At 56.5% G+C, this 22,910-nt stretch carries 20 protein-coding genes; 8 read left to right on the plus strand and 12 right to left on the minus strand.

The window, feature by feature from the left end; translation table 11 throughout:
• Nucleotides 1-42: 42 nt before the first annotated feature.
• Nucleotides 43-1,341 (minus strand): 23S rRNA (uracil(1939)-C(5))-methyltransferase RlmD, encoded by a 1,299-nt coding sequence (rlmD, locus tag AB2B48_RS13260; protein ID WP_368299363.1) that lies wholly within the window; start codon nt 1,339-1,341, stop codon nt 43-45.
• A gap of 56 nt (nt 1,342-1,397) precedes the next feature.
• On the opposite strand from rlmD, the gene barA reads away from it, so the two are divergent.
• The gene (gene barA, locus AB2B48_RS13265; protein WP_333012747.1) at nt 1,398-4,151 is read left to right on the plus strand and encodes a two-component sensor histidine kinase BarA; all 2,754 of its coding nucleotides are present in this window, start codon (nt 1,398-1,400) and stop codon (nt 4,149-4,151) included.
• Between the two features lie 81 nt (nt 4,152-4,232).
• On the opposite strand, the gene AB2B48_RS13270 is transcribed toward barA, so the two are convergent.
• The 6 genes from AB2B48_RS13270 to syd all read right to left on the minus strand — a co-directional run bounded on the left by AB2B48_RS13270 (nt 4,233) and on the right by syd (nt 9,745).
• A complete protein-coding gene (locus tag AB2B48_RS13270) occupies nt 4,233-5,372 on the minus strand; it encodes a glycerate kinase (protein WP_368299364.1) in 1,140 nt (379 codons plus the stop codon).
• A 62-nt stretch (nt 5,373-5,434) separates the two neighbouring features.
• Nucleotides 5,435-6,775 (minus strand): glucarate dehydratase, encoded by a 1,341-nt coding sequence (gene gudD / locus AB2B48_RS13275; protein WP_368299365.1) that lies wholly within the window; start codon nt 6,773-6,775, stop codon nt 5,435-5,437.
• A gap of 220 nt (nt 6,776-6,995) precedes the next feature.
• A complete protein-coding gene (locus AB2B48_RS13280) occupies nt 6,996-7,439 on the minus strand; it encodes a flavodoxin (protein WP_185667994.1) in 444 nt (147 codons plus the stop codon).
• 15 nt (nt 7,440-7,454) lie between these two features.
• A complete protein-coding gene (gene truC / locus AB2B48_RS13285) occupies nt 7,455-8,237 on the minus strand; it encodes a tRNA pseudouridine(65) synthase TruC (protein WP_368299366.1) in 783 nt (260 codons plus the stop codon).
• Entirely contained in the window at nt 8,237-8,566 is a 330-nt protein-coding gene (locus AB2B48_RS13290) for a YqcC family protein (protein WP_185667992.1), read from the minus strand. The genes truC and AB2B48_RS13290 overlap by 1 nt, the downstream gene beginning before the upstream one ends.
• Before the next feature lie 633 nt (nt 8,567-9,199).
• Nucleotides 9,200-9,745 carry a SecY-interacting protein gene (gene syd / locus AB2B48_RS13295; protein ID WP_368299367.1) on the minus strand — a complete coding sequence of 182 codons (546 nt, stop codon included), beginning with the start codon at nt 9,743-9,745 and terminating at the stop codon, nt 9,200-9,202.
• Nucleotides 9,746-9,814: 69 nt separating this feature from the next.
• Between syd and queF the strand changes: the two genes are divergently transcribed.
• From queF to xni, 5 genes are all read left to right on the plus strand, one after another.
• Nucleotides 9,815-10,660 (plus strand): NADPH-dependent 7-cyano-7-deazaguanine reductase QueF, encoded by an 846-nt coding sequence (queF, locus tag AB2B48_RS13300; RefSeq protein ID WP_368299368.1) that lies wholly within the window; start codon nt 9,815-9,817, stop codon nt 10,658-10,660.
• A gap of 115 nt (nt 10,661-10,775) precedes the next feature.
• Nucleotides 10,776-12,140 carry a nucleotide 5'-monophosphate nucleosidase PpnN gene (ppnN, locus tag AB2B48_RS13305; RefSeq protein ID WP_035892831.1) on the plus strand — a complete coding sequence of 455 codons (1,365 nt, stop codon included), beginning with the start codon at nt 10,776-10,778 and terminating at the stop codon, nt 12,138-12,140.
• A gap of 501 nt (nt 12,141-12,641) precedes the next feature.
• Nucleotides 12,642-13,931 (plus strand): HAAAP family serine/threonine permease, encoded by a 1,290-nt coding sequence (locus AB2B48_RS13310; protein WP_185667989.1) that lies wholly within the window; start codon nt 12,642-12,644, stop codon nt 13,929-13,931.
• 53 nt (nt 13,932-13,984) lie between these two features.
• Nucleotides 13,985-15,352, plus strand: coding sequence for an L-serine ammonia-lyase (locus AB2B48_RS13315; protein WP_368299369.1), 1,368 nt, complete (start codon nt 13,985-13,987; stop codon nt 15,350-15,352).
• A 121-nt stretch (nt 15,353-15,473) separates the two neighbouring features.
• Complete coding sequence (gene xni / locus AB2B48_RS13320) at nt 15,474-16,229, plus strand: flap endonuclease Xni (RefSeq protein WP_368299370.1); 756 nt, start codon at nt 15,474-15,476, stop codon at nt 16,227-16,229.
• Nucleotides 16,230-16,287: 58 nt separating this feature from the next.
• Here xni and rlmM read toward each other — a convergent pair whose 3' ends face one another.
• The 3 genes from rlmM to gcvA are packed head-to-tail and all read right to left on the minus strand — an operon-like array spanning nt 16,288 to nt 18,713.
• Nucleotides 16,288-17,388 (minus strand): 23S rRNA (cytidine(2498)-2'-O)-methyltransferase RlmM, encoded by a 1,101-nt coding sequence (gene rlmM, locus AB2B48_RS13325; protein ID WP_368299371.1) that lies wholly within the window; start codon nt 17,386-17,388, stop codon nt 16,288-16,290.
• A complete protein-coding gene (locus AB2B48_RS13330) occupies nt 17,381-17,776 on the minus strand; it encodes a DUF423 domain-containing protein (protein ID WP_123650616.1) in 396 nt (131 codons plus the stop codon). The genes rlmM and AB2B48_RS13330 overlap by 8 nt, the downstream gene beginning before the upstream one ends.
• A 19-nt stretch (nt 17,777-17,795) precedes the next feature.
• A complete protein-coding gene (gcvA, locus tag AB2B48_RS13335) occupies nt 17,796-18,713 on the minus strand; it encodes a glycine cleavage system transcriptional regulator GcvA (protein WP_185667985.1) in 918 nt (305 codons plus the stop codon).
• Between the two features lie 419 nt (nt 18,714-19,132).
• Here gcvA and csdA point away from each other — a divergent pair, with 419 nt between their 5' ends.
• Complete coding sequence (csdA, locus tag AB2B48_RS13340) at nt 19,133-20,338, plus strand: cysteine desulfurase CsdA (RefSeq protein WP_368299372.1); 1,206 nt, start codon at nt 19,133-19,135, stop codon at nt 20,336-20,338.
• Nucleotides 20,338-20,787 carry a cysteine desulfurase sulfur acceptor subunit CsdE gene (csdE, locus tag AB2B48_RS13345; protein ID WP_368299373.1) on the plus strand — a complete coding sequence of 150 codons (450 nt, stop codon included), beginning with the start codon at nt 20,338-20,340 and terminating at the stop codon, nt 20,785-20,787. Before csdA ends, csdE begins: the two co-directional genes overlap by 1 nt.
• Here the strand turns inward: csdE and tcdA are convergent.
• Nucleotides 20,772-21,584, minus strand: a complete 813-nt coding sequence (gene tcdA / locus AB2B48_RS13350; RefSeq protein ID WP_368299374.1) for a tRNA cyclic N6-threonylcarbamoyladenosine(37) synthase TcdA — start codon at nt 21,582-21,584, stop codon at nt 20,772-20,774. The genes csdE and tcdA overlap by 16 nt on opposite strands.
• A 64-nt stretch (nt 21,585-21,648) precedes the next feature.
• Nucleotides 21,649-22,746, minus strand: coding sequence for a murein transglycosylase A (gene mltA / locus AB2B48_RS13355; RefSeq protein WP_368299375.1), 1,098 nt, complete (start codon nt 22,744-22,746; stop codon nt 21,649-21,651).
• Between the last annotated feature and the right edge of the window lie 164 nt (nt 22,747-22,910).

Below are 22,910 nucleotides of genomic sequence, written 5' to 3' on the forward strand. Positions count from 1 at the left end.
CCTTTCAGGGACCGGCCTGTCGAAGTCGACAAGCCACCGTTATTACCTACGCTCAAACAGCACCATAGATTCCTGGTGCCCAGTGTGCGGGAACATATCAAGCATTGCCATACGCTGAATTTGGTACCCCGCATTCAACAACGCCTCGCTATCGCGCGCCAGCGTTGCCGGATTGCAGGAAACGTATACCACCCGCGTTGGCGCTAATTTTATAACATGCTGCATCACGCCCGGTGCGCCAGCACGGGCGGGATCGAGTAAAACCTTGTCAAAACCATGCTTCGCCCACGCCTGAAGCGTGACATCCTCTTCCAGATTCTCGTGGAAGAAGGTGACATTCTCCAGGTGGTTCAGCGCGGCATTTTCTCGCCCTTTCGCCACCAGCGCCGGGACGCCTTCAACGCCGACGACGCTTTGCGCGCGGGTGGCCAGCGGCAGGGTAAAGTTCCCCATTCCGCAGAACAGATCGAGTACACGGTCAGTTGACTGTACATCGAGCCACGACAACGCCGTTGCAACCATCTGCTGATTCACGCCGTCGTTTACCTGAATAAAATCGCGCGGGCTGAAGGTTAAGCGTAGCCCGTCTGACGAATACCAGGGCTCCTCGCCGGTCACGCATTCAAGTATCTCGCTTTCCGGCGCCAGATAAAGGGCAACGCCGGAAGAATGCGAAAAGCGTTCCAGTTTTTCTTTATCTTCATCCGAGAGCGCCGCCGTATGACGCAGTACCATCAGCGGACCGTTGTCGGCACTGACCAGTTCAACGTGTCCGAGCTGACGTTTTCCCTTCAGGCTCTCCAGACATTCCCGCACGGTGGGCAGCAACGCCTCAAGATTGGGCACCAAAACGGGGCACTGCACCACTTCGACAATGTCGTTCGAATTCGCTTTGCGAAAACCCATCTGCAATTTTTGCGTTTTAGGCTGATAATTCACGCTCAGCCGCGCCCGACGGCGGTATCCCCAGGGTTCGCCCGAGATAACGTCATCGACGTCATGTTTCATTAACCGGTTCAACGCCTCGCGTTTGCTGCGCTGTTGTAGTGCAACGGCAGCATGCTGCTGCTGGCAACCGCCGCAGACGCCAAAATGCGGGCAACGCGGGGTTTCACGCTCGGAACTGGTGGTCAGGCGGCGTTTTACCTGCCCGCGCGCGTACTGTTTTTTATCTTCCGTCAGGGTCACTTCCGCGCTTTCATCTGGCAATAAGCCATTGATGAATAATGCTTTACCGTTGTGGCGCGCCACACCTTGCCCGAAGGGATCAAGACTGCTGACTGTCACGGTTATGATCTGGCGCGTCGTCACGCGCCGTTTTGCAGAGTAGAATTGCGCCATCGTAGAGATTGTTCTCAATCAAAAATATTGCCCTGATTCTCCCACAACGGACCTCCATGACCAACTACAGCCTGCGTGCAAGAATGATGATTTTGATCCTGGCGCCGACCGTACTTATCGGTTTACTGCTCAGTATCTTCTTCGTCGTACACCGCTATAACGACCTGCAGCGTCAGCTGGAAGACGCCGGTGCCAGCATTATTGAACCGCTCGCCGTCTCCAGTGAATATGGTATGAATTTGCAAAATCGCGAGTCGATCGGCCAATTGATCAGCGTGCTGCATCGTCGCCATTCCGATATTGTGCGCGCCATTTCCGTATACGATGAACACAACAAGCTGTTCGTCACCTCTAACTATCAGCTGGATCCCAGCGAGCTGCAGCTGCCGCGCGGCACGGCGTTTCCCCGAAGGCTAAGCGTCACGCGGCTTGGCGATATCATGATTCTACGTACGCCGATTATCTCCGAGCACTACTCACCGGACGAGTCGCCGCAGTCGGATGCCAAAACGCCGATCAACATGCTGGGCTATGTGGCGCTAGAGCTGGACCTTAAATCGGTGCGGCTCCAGCAGTACAAAGAGATTTTCATCTCCAGCGTGATGATGCTGTTCTGTATCGGTATTGCGCTGATCTTCGGCTGGCGGCTGATGCAGGACGTCACGGGGCCAATTCGCAACATGGTGAATACCGTTGACCGCATCCGACGAGGGCAGCTCGATAGCCGCGTTGAAGGCTTTATGCTCGGCGAGTTGGATATGTTGAAAAACGGTATCAACTCGATGGCCATGTCGCTGGCTGCCTATCATGAGGAGATGCAGCATAACGTCGACCAGGCCACTTCGGATCTGCGGGAAACGCTTGAGCAGATGGAGATCCAGAACGTGGAGCTGGATCTGGCGAAAAAGCGCGCGCAGGAAGCCGCGCGCATCAAGTCCGAGTTCCTGGCCAACATGTCGCACGAGCTGCGTACGCCGCTTAACGGGGTGATCGGCTTTACCCGCCTGACGCTCAAAACCGAGCTAAATCCTACCCAGCGCGACCACCTCAACACCATCGAGCGTTCGGCCAACAACCTGCTGGCGATCATCAACGACGTGCTCGACTTCTCGAAGCTGGAAGCCGGTAAGCTGCTGCTGGAAAGTATTCCCTTCCCGCTGCGGAACTCTCTTGATGAAGTGGTCACCCTGCTGGCGCACTCGGCCCACGATAAAGGGCTGGAGCTGACGCTCAATATTAAGAACGACGTGCCGGATAACGTCATCGGCGACCCGCTGCGTCTGCAACAGGTGATCACCAACCTGGTGGGTAACGCCATCAAGTTTACCGAAAACGGTAACATTGATGTGCTGGTTGAGCAGCGCGCCGTCAGCAATAACAAGGTGCAGATTGAAGTGCAGATCCGCGATACCGGGATTGGTATTCCAGAGCGCGATCAGTCTCGTCTGTTCCAGGCCTTCCGTCAGGCGGATGCCAGTATCTCCCGACGCCACGGCGGCACCGGGCTGGGGCTGGTTATCACCCAGAAACTGGTGCGCGAGATGGGCGGTGATATCTCCTTCCACAGCCAGCCAAACCGCGGTTCGACCTTCTGGTTTAACATCAACCTCGATCTGAACCCGAACGTCATCTCCGATGGCCCGGATACCAGCAGCCTGAAGGGCAAACGCATTGCCTACGTGGAGGCTAACGCCGCCGCGGCGCAGGCCACGCTGGATATGCTCGCCTCTACGCCGCTAGAGGTGGTCTACGCCGTCAGCATCGCTGCGCTCCCGGCAGAGTTTTACGACATTCTGCTGGTTGCCGTGCCGGTCTCCGTTCGCGACCTGACTATTCACCGCGAGAAGCTGAGCATGGCGCTGAATATGACCGATCACCTGGTGCTGGCGCTGCCGTGCCACGCGCAGGTCGATGCAGAAGCGCTGAAGAAGGACGGGGCATCAGCCTGTCTGTTGAAACCGCTGACCATTACCCGGCTGATGCCGGTGCTGCTGGAGTTTAGCCTCAGCACATCTTCTCAGATTGCCGTTCCGCATACCGAACATCGCCTGCCGATGACGGTCATGGCGGTGGACGATAACCCGGCCAACCTGAAGCTGATTGGCGCACTGTTAGACGATCAGGTGCAGCACGTGGAGCTTTGCGAAAGCGGCCACCAGGCCGTTGAGTGCGCCAAACAGATGAAGTTCGATCTGATTCTGATGGATATTCAGATGCCAGACATCGACGGCATTCGCGCCTGCGAGCTGATACGCCAGCTTCCGCACCAGCAGCAAACGCCGGTGATTGCCGTCACCGCTCACGCCCTGGCCGGGCAGCGCGAAAAGCTGCTGACCGCCGGTATGAACGACTATCTGGCGAAGCCGATTGAAGAGAACCGGCTGCACGATTTACTGCTGCGCTATAAGCCCGGCGTGAATGTGGTGCCTCGCCCGATGCACGCCGACCCGATTGAACCACCGGTCGACCTCAACGCGACGCTGGACTGGCAGCTGGCGCTGCGCCAGGCCGCCTATAAGCCTGACCTGGCGCGCGAGATGTTGCAGATGCTGATCGCCTTCCTGCCGGAAGTGCGTAACAAAGTGGAAGAGCAGCTCGTGGGCGAGCAGCCGGAAAATCTGGTCGATGCCATTCATAAACTGCACGGTAGCTGCGGCTACAGCGGCGTTCCGCGTCTCAAGCATTTGTGCCATCTGATTGAGAGCCAGCTGCGTAGCGGCACGGCGGCGGAAGAGCTGGAGCCGGAACTGCTGGAGCTGTTGGATGAGATGGACAATGTGACTCGGGAAACCCGGAAGATATTGGGATAGGTGCCGATCCCGGCGGCGCTTCGCTTGGCCGGGCTACATTTGATTGGTAGCCCGGGCGAGCGCAAGCGACCCCGGGGAAACCTACAGCGCCTGCCCTAGCTTAATGACCCCCGCAATATTCCGCGCTGCCATTCTCACATTCTCACCCGCCTCCGACAGTGCCTCCTCCAGCGTGCAAATGCGATACATCACGCTGAACACCGCATCAATCCCGTGCTGATGCACCACGCCGACGTCCGGTGTCAGGCTGCCAGCAATGCCAATCACCGGGATACCGTAGCGCTTAGCCACCTTCGCCACGCCCACCGGCACTTTGCCGTGAATAGTCTGGCTATCCATCCGCCCTTCACCGGTAATCACCAGACTGGCATCCGCCACCAGCGCATCAAGATGCAGCGCCTCGGTGACAATCTCAATGCCGGGCCGCAGCGTTGCGCCACAAAATGCGTACAACGCCGCCCCCATTCCCCCCGCCGCGCCGCCGCCCTCAAGCGTCAGCACATCGCGGCCTAAATCCCGCTGGATACACGTCGCATAGTGCGCCAGAGCCCGATCCAGGAACGCCACCATCTCCGGCGTCGCCCCCTTTTGCGGCCCAAACACCGCTGATGCCCCCTCTGCGCCGGTCAATGGGTTGGTAACATCGCAGGCAACATCAATCTGACAGCCCGACAGCCGGCTGTCCAGCCCGCTGATATCAATACCAGCCAGCGCCTCCAGCCCGGCGCCTCCCGGAGGAATCGGCTGTCCGTCCGCTGCCAACAGCGTTGCCCCTAGCGCCTGCACCATTCCTGCGCCGCCGTCATTAGTGGCACTGCCGCCAAGGCCAATAATAATCCGGCTCACGCCATGGTCCAGCGCGTGGCGAATGAGTTCTCCCGTTCCCCAGGAGGTGGTTTTTAGCGGATTACGCTTTGCGATAGGCACGCTTTCCAGGCCGCTTGCCGCAGCCATTTCAATAAACGCACATTGCCCATCGCCGGAAATACCGAAGAAGCCTGGCACGGGAGAACCCAACGGGCCGGTCACCTCAACCTCAAGCACTCGCCCCTGCGTTGCTGCCACCATCGCTTCTACCGTCCCCTCGCCGCCGTCGGCAACGGGCAGCTTGCAGTATTCAGCATCGGGAAACACTTCACGAAACCCATCCTCTATCGCACAGGCAACATCGAGCGCACTCAGGCTTTCTTTGTAGGAGTCAGGGGCAATCACAATCTTCATGGGCTGTCCTTATGCGAATTTGTGGCTGGGTTCTGCATACTCCAGCAGAGTCGGCGGTAAGCTTAGCGCACCATGCACGGGCGTTTGTTATCAAATGTCCAGTTTGGGATCAGGTACTGCATTCCCATTGCATCATCACGCGCGCCAAGGCCATGCTTTTTGTACAGCGCGTTAGCCTTCATCACCTGGTCCATATCCAGCTCAACGCCCAGACCCGGTTTGTTCGGTACCTGCACCATACCGCCTTTGATTTCAAACGGTTCTTTGGTCAGGCGCTGATTACCTTCCTGCCAGATCCAGTGGGTGTCAATCGCCGTAATTTTCCCTGGTGCGGCGGCCGCCACGTGGGTGAACATCGCCAGCGAAATATCGAAGTGGTTATTGGAGTGCGAGCCCCAGGTCAGGCCGAACTCATGGCACATCTGCGCCACACGCACCGAGCCCTGCATGGTCCAGAAATGCGGATCCGCCAGCGGAATATCCACCGATTGCAACGCCAGCGTATGGCCCATCTGACGCCAGTCGGTGGCAATCATGTTGGTCGCCGTCGGCAGCCCCGTCGCACGGCGGAATTCGGCCATTATTTCGCGCCCGGAGAAGCCCTGCTCCGCCCCGCACGGATCTTCGGCGTAGGCGAGCGTTCCCTTAAGGTATTTGCCAATCTTAATCGCTTCGTCCAGCGACCATGCCCCGTTCGGGTCGAGGGTCACGCGCGCCTGCGGGAAACGTTTTGCCAGCGCGACAATAGACTCCGCTTCCTCTTCGCCTGCCAGCACGCCGCCTTTCAGTTTAAAGTCGTTGAAGCCGTACTTTTCATACGCCGCTTCCGCCAGACGCACCACCGCATCCGGAGTCATCGCTTCGTCATGACGTAGCCGATACCAGTCACATTTCTCGTCCGGCTGGCTTTGATACGGCAGCGGAGTTGCATGGCGGTTCCCGATAAAGAACAGGTAGCCCAACATTTCGACTTCACTACGCTGCTGCCCTTCCCCCAGCAGTGATGCCACGTTCACGCCCAAATATTGGCCTAACAGATCCAGCATCGCCGCTTCGATACCGGTCACCACGTGAATAGTGGTGCGCAGATCGAAGGTTTGCAGGCCGCGGCCGGTCGCATCACGGTCGGCGAAGGTGTTGCGCACGGCGTTCAGTACATTTTTGTACTCGCCCAACGTTTTCCCCACCACCAGCGGAATGGCGTCTTCAAGCGTCAGGCGAATCTTCTCACCGCCGGGGATCTCTCCTACGCCCGTATGACCCGCGTTATCTTTGATAACCACAATATTGCGAGTAAAGAACGGCGCATGAGCGCCGCTCAGGTTCATTAGCATACTGTCGTGCCCGGCAACCGGGATAACCTGCATAGACGTCACTACGGGCGTGGAAGCGTGAATCGACATGGTTCAATCCTTGTTAACAATAGCGATAGCGAGAAAGGCGCATAGCATTGGGAATCTCGCTATCCATAAGATGGGATGACTTAACGCAGTATAGGAAGCGGCGAGCCGCAGCTCATCGTGCATATGCACAATTTTATTAGGGGATATTATGAGATGATGTGGCTAATGTACAAATAGCAGCCGGTACGACAGTCTCGTACCGGTGCCAGAAGAAAAACGTTTATTTCAGCAGCGTTGCCCACTGCTCAACCCACGGATTGGAGATGCTCTCCGGCTCCGGGTCTTCAGACGCATCAATCATCAGCATGTCGCCGATGCGCTGTGCGCCCTGCTCCTGCAATAGTGCGTCGAACCGCTTACCGCCGCCGCAGAAATTAGCGTAGGTGCTATCACCCAGCGCAATAATGCCGTAGCGCAGATGGGGCTGATACATATCCTGCAGATCGTTAAACAGCGGCACGATGCTATCCGGCAAATCACCCTGACCGGTGGTGGACGTCACCACCAGCACGTACTTTCCGGTATAGCTTTCCCAGTCGGAGACCATCGGGTCTTCAAATACCTTCGCCTGATGGCCAAGTCCGCTCAGAATGGTTTCCGCTTCTTCGGCCACCAACAGCGAATTGCCGTACATGGTGCCGACAAAAATCCCTACTTCAGCCATGATTTAACTCCCTGTTTACTTCTCGATAGCTTCATCCTGACCGGAGTCGGCCACAAACTCAACCCTTTCATTCTCGGGGAGAAGCCCGCGCCAGCCGAAATGTGATAGCGCCTGCATCCAGACGTCATCCAGCCCGGCGCGAATGGTCAGCGGCTCGCCGGTAAAGGGATGAGTTAATGAGAGCTGGCTGGCGTGTAGCATCAGGCGATGGCAGCCAAAATGCTGTGCGGCGCTGCGGTTCTGGCGCAGGTCGCCGTGCTTACTGTCGCCAAGAATCGGGTGACGAAGATGCGCCAGATGGCGACGCAGTTGATGCTTACGACCGGTTTTCGGCTCCAGCTCCACCAGCCCGTAGCGGGTGGTCGGGTAGCGCCCGGTGGCGACCGGCATTTCCACCGTCGCCAGGCCGCGATAGTGGGTTACCGCTGGCTGCGGGTCTTTATTTTCGCGGGCGAACTTATCGGCGATTTTATCGAGCTCTTCCACCAGCGGGTAGTCGAGCACCGCGTCGTCGGTCAGCCAGCCGCGCACGATGGCGTGATAGCGCTTCTGCATCTGGTGCTGCTCGAACTGCTGCGACAGCAGGCGGCCTGCTTCGCTGGAGAGACCCATCAGCAGTACGCCGGAGGTTGGGCGGTCAAGGCGATGGGCAGTGAAGACGTGCTGACCAATCTGGTCACGCACCGTTTGCATCACCACCACTTTTTCATCGCGATCGAGCCAGCTACGGTGAACCAGCCAACCGGAGGGCTTATTCACCGCCACCAGCCACTCATCCTGGTAAATAATTTCCAGCATCAGTGCGCATCGCTCACGAAGAAGGCGTCCAGCTGTTCCAGCGGCGGCAGAATGATCGCGCGCAGCGGATGGGCGGCATCCAGCGCCATTTCATAATAGGGAGCGATAGCAAACCCGGTTGGCAGCGGCATGCCGCCATCGAGAAGTTGGTGCATGCGCGGAATCAGCACCCATTGCAGCCACTCTAGCGGCTCCAGCGTATCCATACAGAACGGCTGGTCGCTGGCAAATGCGCTCTCATGCGGTGCCGTCTCCTGCCAGTGTTCATGCTGACGCAGCAGGTTTTCAATAAGCAGTAGTTGGTCGCGTAGGTTGTCGTGGCGTGTCATGGGAACCTCAGAGGAAACAAAATCGGGCGCAGGATATCACTAGTTGGCGGGAAACAAAAAAAGGGAGCACTGTAAAAACAGTGCTCCCGGTTCGTTTCGCAGCAATCCAGCTACTTTTGGTGCTCCCTGCTCGTCCGTGACAACTTTTCCTGTGGTCTCCTGACCATGTTCATCCCTAAACGGTTGCATCCTGCATCACACCACCCCGATGTGATTTCACCCAATCCGTGAGTGTATCCTGATCTTCCTGATCCACCAGATATCCTGTCTGGCTCTCATTCTCCGTCCTGGAGGTGTCCTTTAACGCGTACCTGCGTTATCCTCTTGCTTCATCCTGAAGCCTTTCCTTGAATCACCTTCCCGGTGTGTCCTATGAAGCGTCATCATCCTGATGTTCACTTCATTGTGCGACTCCCTGTCGACGTAGATAGAATCCGCTATTCCGCCCCGTCTTACAAGTGCCTCTCAGGCAAACACTTAAGGCTTACATCAGAGATTAAGCCTGTAGGATTCATTTATCTTATTGATATACAACGAAATGACTAAACAAATGGGATGAGTGTCTTACTTATGTTCTGGCGATCTCTCACAGGGCGTGTAAGAGATCTCTCACAAGGTGATGGGCGAATTGTCTTACAGGAGAGGCTCGAGTTGAGTCAGGAAACTCGCAAGGGAGGAGGCAAGAGGCAGACGATTACGGGTTCCGAGCGTCTCTTTGACCACTTCACCGGTCACGTTGCACACGGAAATCACGTCCAGTTCGCTGTCCAGGGTGGCGATAAAAAGCGTCGGTGAAAGCTTCAGGCGCTTTTGCGTGACCAGGTGACCAATCAGATTTTCCTGCACGCGACGGAAATCGTCGGGACTCCACACCTGCAGCAGCGTCAGGGTTTCGCCCATGAACATCGCGTGCATATCACCCGCATACTGAGTGGTATAATAGGTGTGAATGGGCTGTTGTACCACAATCTCCATTGCGCGTTCAACGCCATTTACATTCTGCTCGCCGTCAAACGGCTGAGGCTGCCAGAGCACCTCATCATCGGTCGTTGAGACCTGGCACGGGGACGGAATGCCGTAAAGTTCCTCGCTGCGCGGCAGGCTGTTGTGCTCACGCTGCCAGGCATCGCAATAGCGTTGGGTGAAAGCGTGTAATGCGTCTGCGGTCTGCTGATCCACGAATTTCTCTCTTCTGGTTAGCTAAGATACACTAGAAACAATAGTGTACCTGCTTTGTAACGGTGAAACATGTCTTCTTATGAGAACCATCAGGCGCTGTCTGGTCTGACCCTGGGTAAAACCACAGATTATCGCGATACCTACGATGCCTCTCTGCTTCAGGGCGTACCGCGCAGCTTAAACCGCGACCCGCTGGGGCTGCACGCTGATACCCTGCCATTCCACGGCGCGGATATCTGGACGCTGTATGAACTCTCCTGGCTTAACGCCAAAGGGCTGCCGCAGGTCGCAGTGGGCCACGTCGAACTGAGCCACGCGACGGTCAATCTGGTGGAGTCCAAAAGCTTCAAACTGTACCTCAATAGCTTCAACCAGACGCGCTTTGATAGCTGGGAAGCGGTACAGCAGACGCTGGAGCGCGATCTGAGCGCCTGCGCACAGGGTGTGGTGACCGTCGCGCTGTATCGTATCGATGAGCTGGAGGGCCAGCCTATTGCCCACTTCCACGGTAGCTGCATCGACAATCAGGATATCGAGATTGAGAGCTACGAATTCAACGCCGACTATCTCGACGGCGCGGCAGGAGACAAAGTGGTACAGGAGACGCTGGTCAGCCATTTGCTGAAGTCCAACTGCCTGATCACCCATCAGCCAGACTGGGGCTCCGTACAGATCCAATACCGCGGCCGGCAAATCGACCGCGAGAAGCTGCTGCGTTACCTGGTATCGTTCCGTCATCACAACGAATTCCACGAGCAGTGCGTTGAACGTATCTTCAATGACATTCTGCGTTTCTGCGCGCCGGAAAGCCTGAGCGTATACGCCCGCTACACCCGTCGCGGCGGTCTGGATATCAACCCATGGCGCTCAAACGGCGAGTTTGTCCCGGCTATTGGACGACTGGTACGTCAGTAAGCTTAACAAAATCTCAATTTTGCGCGCTTTGTTCCGCGCTGAGGTTGTAGTAAACGGGCCAGCGAGGCTATTGTAATCATCAAGGAAGACGATTTTCGTCCCGTAAGGAGTTCACTTGATTACACATATTAGCCCGCTTGGCTCAATGGATATGTTGTCGCAGCTGGAAGTTGACATGCTTAAACGCACGGCCAGCAGCGACCTGTATCAATTGTTCCGCAACTGTTCCCTGGCCGTACTGAACTCAGGTAGCCTGACCGATAACAGCAAAGAGCTGCTATCCCGTTTTGAAAGCTTCGACATTAACGTGCTGCGCCGCGAGCGCGGCGTGAAGCTTGAACTGATTAATCCCCCGGAAGATGCCTTCGTTGATGGGCGGATCATACGCTCGCTGCAGGCTAACCTGTTTGCCGTCCTGCGCGATATTCTGTTTGTCTACGGGCAAATCCATAACACCGTCCGCTTCCCGAATCTCGATCTGGAAAGCTCGACCCACATTACCAACCTGGTCTTCTCTATTCTGCGTAACGCCCGCGCGCTGCACGTCGGGGAAGCACCTAGCATGGTGGTGTGCTGGGGCGGTCACTCCATTAATGAAAACGAATACCTGTACGCTCGTCGCGTCGGTAACCAGCTTGGTCTGCGTGAACTAAACATCTGCACCGGCTGCGGCCCAGGCGCGATGGAAGCACCAATGAAAGGCGCCGCGGTAGGCCACGCGCAGCAACGCTATAAAGAAGGCCGTTTTATCGGCATGACCGAACCGTCGATTATTGCCGCTGAGCCGCCTAACCCGCTGGTGAACGAACTGATCATCATGCCGGATATCGAAAAGCGTCTGGAAGCCTTTGTCCGTATCGCCCACGGCATCATTATCTTCCCTGGCGGCGTTGGTACGGCGGAAGAGCTGCTGTACCTGCTGGGCATTCTGATGAACCCAGCGAACAAAGACCAGGTGCTGCCGCTTATCCTCACCGGCCCGAAAGAGAGCGCCGACTACTTCCGCGTGCTGGACGATTTTGTCGTGCATACGCTGGGTGAAGGTGCCCGCCGTCATTACAAAATCATCATTGATGATGAAGTGGAAGTGGCGCGTCAGATGAAGAAAGCGATGCCGCTGGTGAAAGAGAACCGCCGTGATACCGGCGATGCTTACAGCTTCAACTGGTCGATTCGCATTGCACCAGACCTGCAAATGCCGTTCGAGCCGTCGCACGAAAACATGGCGAGCCTGAAGCTCTATCCCGATCAGCCGGTTGAAGTGCTGGCCGCCGACCTGCGCCGCGCCTTCTCCGGCATCGTGGCAGGTAACGTGAAGGAAGTGGGCATTCGCGCTATCGAAGAGTTTGGGCCGTACAAGATCCACGGTGATAAAGAGATGATGCGCCGCATGGATGAACTGCTGCAGGGCTTCGTGGCCCAGCACCGCATGAAACTGCCAGGCTCTGCCTATATTCCGTGCTACGAAATCTGCGCCTGAGTCTGACCTCAGCGTAATTCACTCCCCCTTCCGGCGGTCTTTTCCGCCGGAATCTCCCTCAGAACCGTCCGTCTGACACGCCTATTCATTCACAGCCAATCGTTTGCGTTCGTTAATCAACCGCACATTATTAGCCATAGTTATGATTAAGCGCTAATAAACGCCATTTTCACCATTTTTATCAGCAAAAACATCGTATTTACCCCCTCAACCATTTACCACACATACTGCGAATGGTAGCCTTCGCGACCATTAATTTCTGTATATATTGCAATTACAGTAAAAACACCTGCAATACCCCACACGAAAAGTGGATTATTACATTTGCGATCATGATCACTGATACATTTACCAGTTAAATGTACATTTGCGCTCGTCTAAAACGGTATCGGGTAAAAATCACAAAAAAGCCGATACTTATAAAATTTAATCTTGGTTTTAACGTTATTTTTATTTTATTTGACTAAAAAATTAGCATTTTCCTTCCTCCAGGAGATACAGATGGAAAACACTCAAACCAGCACTATCGTCACAGCAGAATCTGCTAGCGGATGGCGCAAAACAGATACAATGTGGATGCTGGGTCTTTACGGCACCGCAATCGGTGCAGGCGTACTGTTCCTGCCAATCAACGCCGGCGTTGGTGGCATGATCCCGCTGATCATCATGGCTATCCTTGCTTTCCCGATGACCTTCTTCGCACACCGCGGTCTGACTCGCTTCGTGCTGTCCGGTAAAAACCCGGGCGAAGACATCACTGAAGTGGTTGAAGAGCACTTTGGTATCGGCGCAGGTAAACTGATTACCCTGCTCTACTTCTTCGCTATCTACCCAATCCTGCTGGTTTACAGCGTGGCAATCACCAACACCGTCGAGAGCTTCCTGGCTCACCAGCTACACATCACGCCGCCGCCGCGCGCGCTGCTGTCGCTGATTCTGATCGTCGGTATGATGACCATCGTTCGCTTCGGTGAGCAGATGATTGTTAAAGCGATGAGCATCCTGGTGTTCCCGTTTGTCGCCGCCCTGATGGTGCTGGCTCTGTACCTGATCCCACAGTGGAGCGGTGCAGCGCTGGAAACCCTGTCCTTCAGCAGCGCAGCCTCTACCGGCAACGGCCTGTGGATGACCCTGTGGCTGGCAATCCCGGTAATGGTGTTCTCCTTCAACCACTCACCAATCATCTCCTCCTTCGCGGTCGCGAAGCGTGAAGAATACGGCCAGGGTGCAGAGAAAAAATGCTCCTCTATTCTGGCTCGTGCCCACGTGATGATGGTACTGACCGTGATGTTCTTCGTCTTCAGCTGCGTACTGAGCCTGTCCCCAGCGGACCTGGCGGCGGCAAAAGAGCAGAACATCTCCATCCTGTCTTACCTGGCGAACCACTTTAACGCGCCGGTTATCGCCTGGATGGCACCGATTATCGCGATTATCGCTATCACCAAATCCTTCCTGGGCCACTACCTGGGCGCACGTGAAGGCTTTAACGGTATGGTTATTAAGTCTCTGCGTAGCAAAGGCAAAACCATCGAAATCAACAAACTGAACAAAATCACTGCGCTGTTCATGCTGATTACCACCTGGATCGTGGCAACCATGAACCCAAGCATCCTGGGGATGATTGAAACCCTGGGCGGCCCAATCATCGCGATGATTCTGTTCCTGATGCCGATGTATGCTATCCAGAAAGTACCGGCAATGCGTAAGTACAGCGGTCACATCAGCAACGTCTTCGTTGTCCTGATGGGTCTCATCGCTATCTCCGCTATCTCCTACTCTCTGTTTAGTTAATCACCCTGCGCCGCCCCCAGGGGCGGCGCTCTTCAATACCATAGGGACGCCTCATGATTAGCGTATTCGATATTTTCAAAATCGGCATTGGTCCTTCCAGCTCACACACCGTTGGGCCAATGAAAGCAGGCAAACAGTTCACGGACGACTTGATTGCGCGTGGGATCCTCAATGATATTACTCGCGTAGTCGTCGATGTTTACGGCTCACTCTCTCTGACCGGTAAAGGTCACCATACGGATATCGCCATCATTATGGGTCTGGCAGGAAATCTGCCTGATACGGTCGATATCGAGTCTATCCCGGCGTTTATCCAGGATGTGAACACCCACGGTCGCCTGATGCTTGCTAACGGTCAGCACGAAGTGGAATTCCCGGTTGACCAGTGCATGAACTTCCATGCCGACAACCTCTCCCTGCATGAAAACGGCATGCGTATCACCGCACTGGCGGGCGATAACGCCGTTTACAGCAAAACCTATTATTCCATCGGCGGTGGTTTTATCGTCGATGAAGAGCACTTCGGTCAGCAGACTGAAGCGCCGGTGGCCGTACCTTACCCGTACAAAAACGCCACCGACCTGCAGCGTCACTGCAACGAAACCGGGCTGTCACTCTCTGGCCTGATGATGAAAAACGAACTCGCGCTGCACAGCAAAGAAGAGCTGGAAAAGCACTTCGCTGACGTCTGGGCAGTGATGAAGGGCGGTATCGAACACGGCACCACCACTGAAGGCGTCCTGCCGGGCAAACTGCGCGTTCCGCGCCGTGCCGCAGCGCTGCGCCGCATGCTGGTAAGCCAGGATAAAATCAGCAGCGACCCAATGGCGGTGGTGGACTGGATCAACATGTTCGCGCTGGCCGTTAACGAAGAAAACGCCGCCGGTGGCCGCGTCGTGACGGCGCCAACCAACGGCGCTTGCGGGATTGTTCCTGCAGTGCTGGCGTACTACGACAAGTTTATCCGTGAAGTGAACGCCAACTCGCTGGCACGCTACATGCTGGTCGCGAGCGCAATTGGCTCACTGTACAAGATGAACGCCTCTATCTCCGGCGCTGAAGTGGGCTGCCAGGGTGAAGTGGGCGTGGCCTGCTCAATGGCGGCTGCCGGTCTGGCAGAGCTGCTGGGCGCAAGCCCGGCGCAGGTGTGCATCGCCGCGGAAATCGGCATGGAGCATAACCTCGGACTGACCTGTGACCCGGTCGCAGGCCAGGTTCAGGTACCGTGCATCGAGCGTAACGCCATTGCCTCAGTGAAAGCGGTAAACGCCGCGCGTATGGCGCTGCGCCGTACCAGCGAGCCGCGCGTGTGCCTCGATAAGGTTATCGAGACCATGTACGAAACCGGTAAAGACATGAACGCCAAGTACCGCGAAACCTCACGCGGTGGCCTGGCGATGAAAGTGGTTGCCTGCGACTAACATCATCCCCCCAGAGGCCTCGTGCAGTTTTGCGAGGCCTCTTCCCGTTTTATCCCTCGCCAATAGCCTCACTGTGCCGTGAATGTTACCCTTACCGCTCGAATCGTTAGGGAGAACACCTGTGGCCGTCCATTTGCTGATTGTTGATGCACTCAACCTGATACGCCGTATTCATGCCGTTCAGGGTTCCCCCTGTGTGGAAACCTGCCAGCATGCGTTGGATCTGCTGATTGCCCATAGCCAGCCAACTCATGCGGTGGCGGTGTTTGACGATGAGGCGCGCAATAGCGGCTGGCGGCACCAACGTCTTCCTGACTACAAGGCGGGCCGCCCGCCGATGCCAGACGATCTGCATGCCGAGATGCCTGCGCTGCGCGCCGCCTTCGAGCTACGCGGGGTTCGCTGCTGGGTCTCCAGCGGTAACGAAGCCGACGATTTAGCGGCGACGCTAGCGGTAAAAGTCGCTGGCGCAGGCCATCAGGCCACCATCGTCTCCACCGATAAAGGCTACTGCCAGCTGCTCTCGCCAAACCTGCGCATTCGCGACTATTTTCAGAAGCGCTGGCTCGACGTGCCGTTTATCGAAAAAGAGTTCGGCGTTCAGCCGCATCAGTTGCCGGACTATTGGGGGCTGGCGGGTATCAGCAGCTCGAAAGTGCCGGGTGTGGTGGGCATTGGCCCGAAGAGCGCCACCCAACTGTTAACGCAGTTTCCCACGCTGGAAGCGTTGTATGAGCATCTGGATGAGGTGCCGGAGAAGTGGCGCAAGAAGCTGGTAGAACATCAGGAGATGGCGTTTTTATGCCGCGATATCGCACGGCTGCAGACGGATTTGCATATTGATGGGAATTTGCAGCAGCTAAGGCTGAATAGATAACACCGCCCTGAAGGCGGTGCTGAACCCGGCGTCGCTGCGCTCGGCCGGGCTACAATCCTTAACGCTCGTCGCGACGGCCACCGACAGCGGCCCACAGACGACGCACGTGAACGGTTACCTCTTCGCGGTCATGGTACAGCTGACGCGCCTGAATCTGGGCGTTAATCCCGTTCTCATCAAGCCTTGCCTGGATGTGCGCCAGGTTCTGCGACAGCTCTTCATAGCGCTTTTTCATCGGCAGCTTGAGGTTGAAGATGGTCTCACGGCACCAGCCATTTACCAGCCAATCGGCCATCAGTGAGGCCACTTTCGCGGGCTTCTCAACCATGTCGCACACCATCCACGAGATATTGCTGCGGGTTGGGCGGTAACGGAAACCATCTTCACGCAGCCAGGTGACCTGTCCGGTATCCATCAGGCTCTGCGCCATTGGGCCGTTATCCACGGAGGAGACCCACATGTTGCGCTTCACCAGCTGATAGGTCCAGCCACCTGGGCAAGCCCCGAGATCGACCGCGTACATGCCGTTCGCCAGACGCTCGTCCCACTCGTCGGCAGGGATAAAGACGTGGAACGCCTCTTCCAGCTTCAGGGTTGAGCGGCTTGGAGCATCGGCCGGGAACTTCAGGCGCGGAATACCCATGTAGAACGGCGAGTTGTTGTTGCTATAGGAGTACCCGGTATAGCAGCAGCCTGGCGCGATAAAGAACACGTGCACCACCGGACGCTTGGCGGTCTCGTACGGCGCCAACACGTTGGTTTCGCGCAGCGCAGCGCGCAGCGGCACGGTGAATTTGCGGCAGAACTTCATCAGCTCTTTGCTTTCGTTGGTGTCTGCCACTTCAACGCGCAGATCGCCACCTTTCTCCACCACACCCTGCAGCATGCCGACAACCGGGGTCACGCGGTCTTCAGCCGGTAAATCTTTCAGCAGTTCGCCCACCACAATCATCTGACGCGCAAACACCAGCGAGCTAAACGGCAGCTCGCGCGCCAGTTTGTCGGCATCCCCTTCCTGATAGCATTCGAAAATCACATAGCCGGAGTTATCTTTAACGCGCGCAAAGCCAAACACTTCGCGGCGACCGGCTTTATCGGTAATTTCCGCAGCACACTCTTTCTCAAACCCAGGGCGGCAATACAGCACAACCTTATTCATGAACAACACCCTTACGCTTAAGTCGAATCGCACCAATCAACATCAAAACCCAACCGGCGAGGAAGCTGACGCCGCCCACCGGGGTAACATACGCCCACAGGCGTAAATGGGAGAGCGCGAGGCAGTACAGGCTACCGCTGAACATCACGGTGCCCAGCGCCAGAAACACGCTGCTCCAGTAGAACCAGATACTAATGCGGCGCTGCATCGCCACCGCGAGTCCGAAAATCGCCAGAGTGTGGAACGCCTGATACTCCAGGCCGGTCTGGATCCAGCCCATTTCCACAACGCCCAACGATTTACTCAGCACATGCGCGCCAAACGCGCCCAGTGCGACAAAGATAAAGCCGCTGATAGCGGCAAAAATCAGCATAAAACGGCTGGTCATGGTATTACCCTAAATTCATTTATTGTTCGTAACGGAAACGGAACGTTTCTTGTTCATGGGCCGCTTTCGCCAGTATCCACTGTCGAAAGGCCGCTATTTTACCCAGTTCAGCCTGACTGTCATGACAAACCAGATAAAACGCATTCTTACTGACCAGAACATCATTAAACGGGCACACCAGACGGCCTGCCTCAATTTCAGACTGCGCCATCACGTTGTTCGCGAGCGCAACCCCCTGTCCGTGGATGGCAGCCTGTAGCACCATGGCGCTATGGCTGAAGATCGGTCCCTGTTGTACGTTGATATGGGTGAGCCCCAGCTGGCGCGTATACGTTTGCCAGTCGCGGCGGGAAGCATCATGCAGCAGCGTGTGTTTAGCGAGATCGGCAGGCGTCTTTAACGCTTTCTCGCCGGTCAGCAGCAGTGGGGAACAGACGGGGAGCAGATACTCAGCGTACAGTTTTTCCACGCGTAGCCCCGGCCAGTTGCCGCGACCATAAAAAATCGCCACATCTACGTCGTCCGCAAGCTTATCTTCCTGGCGGTCTACAGCCTGGATTCTGACATCAATTCCCGGATAAGCTGAGTTAAAGCTTGAGAGACGCGGCACCAGCCACTGAATCGCAAAACTGGGCAATAAACTGACGGTTAACGCCCCTTTCGCGCTTCGTGCCTGTAGTTTACGCGTTGCCTCTGTTAATTGCGAAAAGATCTCTTTGATATCCTGAAAATAGCTCTGCCCTTCTTCGGTCAGAAGCAGAGAACGATTGCGCCGCCGGAACAGCTTCAGCCCCAGAAAATCCTCAAGAGACTTGATTTGGTGGCTTACTGCGGCCTGCGTCACAAAAAGCTCATCGGCCGCGCGCGTGAAGCTTAAATGGCGTGCGGCTGCATCAAATACACGTAATGCATTAAGAGGTGGCAAACGCTTTGACATGGTCCCAGAACTCAATTGTTAACTGAATTTAACAAATAGGAAACAACGATTAACCTATTAGTTTTTTTTATCTGAGCCATTATAATTTGTCCGTTGAGCTTCTACCAGCAAATACCTATCATGGCGGCACTTCCTGAGCCGGAACGAGAAGCTTTTTTTGGAATGCGTGTTCTGAAGGGCTTTTGGCTTACGGTTGTGATGTTGTGTTGTTGTGTTTGCAATTGGTCTGCAATTCAGATCACGGTAGCAAGGCTACCCTTTTTCACTTCCTGTACATTTACCCTGTCTGTCCATAGTGATTAATGTAGCACCGCCTATTTGCGGTGCTTTTTTTTGCCTCAAATTCCCCCGAACCGCTCGTCAAAGTTGAAAGCCGGGCAAAATTGCGCGACGATCTCCTTATTGATATGAGGAATTTCATGAACGCCTTCTCCCCCGCGCACTTTCGCGCCCAGTTTCCCGCCCTGCACGATGCCGGGGTGTACCTTGATAGCGCCGCCACCGCGTTAAAACCGCAGGCGGTTATCGAGGCGACAACAAATTTCTACTCGCTGAGCGCGGGTAACGTTCATCGCAGCCAGTTTGCTGAAGCACAGCGCCTGACCGCGCGCTATGAGGCCGCCCGCGACCAGGTCGCCGGTTGGCTCAACGCGCCAAGCGGCAAGGATATCGTCTGGACGCGTGGAACCACCGAAGCCATCAATATGGTGGCCCAGTGCTACGCGCGCCCTCGCCTGCAACCGGGCGATGAGATCATCGTCAGCGTCGCCGAGCACCACGCCAACCTGGTGCCGTGGCTGATGGTCGCCCAACAGACCGGCGCGAACATCGTCCAGCTACCGCTAGGCGCCGATCGCCTGCCCGACGTTGAACGGCTAACTGCGCTGATTACCCCACGCAGCCGTATTCTGGCGCTGGGGCAGATGTCCAACGTCACCGGAGGCTGCCCGAATCTGGCCCGTGCCATCACCCTCGCCCATCAGGCGAATATGATAGTGATGGTCGACGGCGCACAGGGTGCCGTCCACTTCCCGGCGGACGTGCAGGCGCTGGATATCGACTTCTACGCCTTCTCCGGTCATAAGCTTTACGGGCCAACCGGCATCGGTGCGCTGTATGGTAAAAGCGAACTGCTTGATGCCATGACCCCATGGCTCGGCGGCGGCAAGATGATAAGCGAGGTGACGTTCGATGGCTTCACCACGCAGCCGGTGCCCTATCGCCTGGAAGCGGGTACGCCAAACGTCGCCGGGGTGATTGGCCTGAGCGCGGCGCTGGAGTGGCTGTCCGACATTGACATGGCACAGGCTGAATCCTGGAGCCGGGGTCTGGCGACGCTTGCGGAAGAGGAACTGGCAAAACGACCGGGCTTTCGCTCCTTCCGCTGCCAGGACTCCAGCCTGCTGGCCTTTGATTTTGCTGGCGTTCACCACAGCGATATGGTGACGCTGCTGGCGGAATACGGCATTGCGCTGCGCGCCGGTCAGCACTGCGCTCAGCCGCTGCTCGCGGCGATGGGCGTGAGCGGTACGCTGCGCGCCTCGTTTGCCCCTTACAATACGCAGGACGACGTACAGGCGCTGGTCAGCGCCGTCGATCGTGCGCTCGAACTTCTGGTGGATTAATGACGATGCCTTTACTCGCTGAACATCCGTTCGGCACCAGCGTAACGCCTGAGACGTTGCGCCAGCAGTTTGCGGCGCTATCGCAGTGGGAAGAGAAATATCGCCAGCTGATCCTGTTAGGGAAAAAGCTTCCAGCGCTGTCGGACGAACTTAAAGCGCAGGCGCGCGAGATCCCCGGCTGCGAAAACCGCGTCTGGCTGGGCTACACTCAGACGCCAGACGGTGCGCTGCACTTCTTTGGCGATAGCGAAGGTAGGATTGTACGCGGCCTGCTGGCCGTGCTGCTGACGGCGGCGGAAGGCAAACAGCCGGCAGAGATTCTGGCAGACGATCCGCTCAACCTGTTCGATGAACTGGGGCTGCGCGGTCAACTCAGCGCCTCACGCACTCAGGGCCTGACGGCCCTAAGTGAGGCGATGATGGAAGCCGCGCGTCAGGCGCTGGCCTGACGCTCCGCCTTCGCGAGCATTTTCTTCAGCGCATGGGAAACCGCTACGAAGCCAAAGGTGGCGGTGACCATGGTCGCTGCGCCAAACCCGGCGGCGCAGTCCATGCGCTTCGGCCCTTCCGCCGTGCTTTTCATCGCACAGACTGAACCGTCCGCCTGCGGGTACACCAGCGCTTCGGTTGAGAAGACACAGTCTACGCCGAGCTTGCCTTTGCTGTTCTTCACCACGCCAAAATCGCTTTTCAGCCGCTCGCGCAGCTTCGCCGCCAGCGGGTCCTGAATGGTTTTCGCGAGGTCACTCACCTGAATCTGCGTCGGGTCAATCTGCCCGCCCGCGCCGCCGGTGGTAATCAGCGGTACCTTATAACGACGACAGTAGGCAATCAGCGCCGCTTTCGGGCGAATGCTGTCGATAGCATCCACCACGTAGCTGTAGCCCGCTCCCATGTACTCAGCGACGTTATCCGGCGTGACGAAATCGTCCACCACGGTGACGCAACACTCGGGGTTAATCTGCCGGATACGCTCGGCCATCACTTCCGCTTTCGCCAGCCCGACGTTACCGCCAAGGGCGTGAATCTGACGGTTGGTGTTGGTGACGCAGACGTCATCCATATCGATAAGCGTGATCGCACCAATGCCGGTACGCGCCAGCGCTTCCGCCGCCCAGCTACCCACGCCGCCGATACCGACCACGCACACGTGCGCATCAGCAAAAACCTGCAGCGCTTTTTCACCGTACAAACGTGCCGTGCCGCCAAAACGCTGGCGCCAGGCGTCACTGATAACCACAGACATAAAACCTCAAATTCATTGATATCGAGCATTCCCGGCGTCGCGTTGCTCGGCCGGGCTACAAGACTTAACCGCTAAACACATTCCCGCCGTTGGACGCTGTTTTCAGCACCCATACGCGGCCGTAGTGATTATACCAGCCTGCGCGATGCCCGGCATCCGGGCCGATGCCCTGGTAGATGTCGAAGTGCTGGCCCTTAATCGCGCCGCCAACATCCAGCGCCACCATCAGGCGCAGCTCGTACTGACCGTTAAACTTACCGTTATTGTCGAGCTGCGGCACTTCAGCCAGCAGCGTCGTGCCCGGCGGAATAATGCTGCGGTCAGACGCGACGGAGGCGCGGCCAATCAACGGTACGGCGCTAGCGCCTTTCACCGGGGCAAACGACTGCGGTTTAAAGAAGACGAATGAGGGGTTTTGCTCGAGCAGTTCGCGGACTTCCGCTTCGCTGTGGGTTTCACCCCAGTGGCGGATCGCCTGCATCGACATATCTTCACGCTTAACTTCACCACGGTCGATCAGCACCTTACCGATGCTTTTATACGCCCAGCCGTTTTTGCCCGCGTAGCTAAAGAAGTTCAGCGGAGAACCATCACCGAAATCAATATAACCGCTGCCCTGCACATCCATGATGAAGTTATCCATCAGCGAATTACTGTAGGCCAGTATGTAGTCATCGCTCAGCCCACCGGCATAAATGCTGGCACGGGACGGCAGCTTGCCGCGTTTAGGTGGCATGCGGTAGATCGGGTACTGGAATTCGCCCTGACGCGTATGGCGCGCCTGGACAACCGGGGTGTAGTAACCGGTAAACTGTACGTTGCCGTAGTTGTCGGTCCCTTCCATCTGCCAGGCATCAATGCCGTACTGGCGCATGGTGCGGGTATCGCCACCGGCCAGCAGCCACTGCTGCACGGCGCTATAAAGGTTGCTCTGGTTGCCGTAAAGGCGCGGAGAGGCGTTACGAATCTCATTTAACTGCTGCGCAAAGTCACCCGCGTTAATTGGCGCGCCGACGGCATCAGGTTGATTCACGAGTGAGAAAGGCTGGGTGAGTTTCCCGTCTTTATACTGTTGACCGCGATCGGTCGGTTTTGACGAACAGGCGGCTAGCATTGCCAGCAGTGCGCCCGTTGCCACATATTTGGCCCAACGTCCTTTCATGGTATTTTGTGTTCCGCATAGTCGAAAGTGCCCGGTGAAGATAACAAACCCCCAGGGGTATTGAAATGCGAACGCGACCCACGGTAACCAATTCGCACAAAAAAAGCGCAAATTGCGTCGTATCCGTACAACTTATAAAAAAATGAGTGATTTGCCGCAAAAAT

Origin of the sequence: Kluyvera sichuanensis (genome assembly GCF_040930405.1) — a bacterium.
In the GTDB taxonomy this organism is placed as follows: Bacteria; Pseudomonadota; Gammaproteobacteria; order Enterobacterales; family Enterobacteriaceae; genus Kluyvera; species Kluyvera sichuanensis.

Bases quoted from the DNA above. Each gene is read 5' to 3' on its own strand.
- rlmD (WP_368299363.1), bottom strand. From the start codon at position 1,341: ATGGCGCAATTCTACTCTGCAAAACGGCGCGTGACGACGCGCCAGATC.
- AB2B48_RS13310 (WP_185667989.1), top strand. From the start codon at position 12,642: ATGGAAAACACTCAAACCAGCACTATCGTCACAGCAGAATCTGCTAGC.
- AB2B48_RS13270 (WP_368299364.1), bottom strand. From the start codon at position 5,372: ATGAAGATTGTGATTGCCCCTGACTCCTACAAAGAAAGCCTGAGTGCG.
- truC (WP_368299366.1), bottom strand. From the start codon at position 8,237: ATGCTGGAAATTATTTACCAGGATGAGTGGCTGGTGGCGGTGAATAAG.
- csdA (WP_368299372.1), top strand. From the start codon at position 19,133: ATGAACGCCTTCTCCCCCGCGCACTTTCGCGCCCAGTTTCCCGCCCTG.
- AB2B48_RS13280 (WP_185667994.1), bottom strand. From the start codon at position 7,439: ATGGCTGAAGTAGGGATTTTTGTCGGCACCATGTACGGCAATTCGCTG.
- barA (WP_333012747.1), top strand. From the start codon at position 1,398: ATGACCAACTACAGCCTGCGTGCAAGAATGATGATTTTGATCCTGGCG.
- rlmM (WP_368299371.1), bottom strand. From the start codon at position 17,388: ATGAATAAGGTTGTGCTGTATTGCCGCCCTGGGTTTGAGAAAGAGTGT.
- tcdA (WP_368299374.1), bottom strand. From the start codon at position 21,584: ATGTCTGTGGTTATCAGTGACGCCTGGCGCCAGCGTTTTGGCGGCACG.
- csdE (WP_368299373.1), top strand. From the start codon at position 20,338: ATGACGATGCCTTTACTCGCTGAACATCCGTTCGGCACCAGCGTAACG.
- AB2B48_RS13315 (WP_368299369.1), top strand. From the start codon at position 13,985: ATGATTAGCGTATTCGATATTTTCAAAATCGGCATTGGTCCTTCCAGC.
- gudD (WP_368299365.1), bottom strand. From the start codon at position 6,775: ATGTCGATTCACGCTTCCACGCCCGTAGTGACGTCTATGCAGGTTATC.
- AB2B48_RS13290 (WP_185667992.1), bottom strand. From the start codon at position 8,566: ATGACACGCCACGACAACCTACGCGACCAACTACTGCTTATTGAAAAC.
- gcvA (WP_185667985.1), bottom strand. From the start codon at position 18,713: ATGTCAAAGCGTTTGCCACCTCTTAATGCATTACGTGTATTTGATGCA.
- AB2B48_RS13330 (WP_123650616.1), bottom strand. From the start codon at position 17,776: ATGACCAGCCGTTTTATGCTGATTTTTGCCGCTATCAGCGGCTTTATC.
- mltA (WP_368299375.1), bottom strand. From the start codon at position 22,746: ATGAAAGGACGTTGGGCCAAATATGTGGCAACGGGCGCACTGCTGGCA.
- queF (WP_368299368.1), top strand. From the start codon at position 9,815: ATGTCTTCTTATGAGAACCATCAGGCGCTGTCTGGTCTGACCCTGGGT.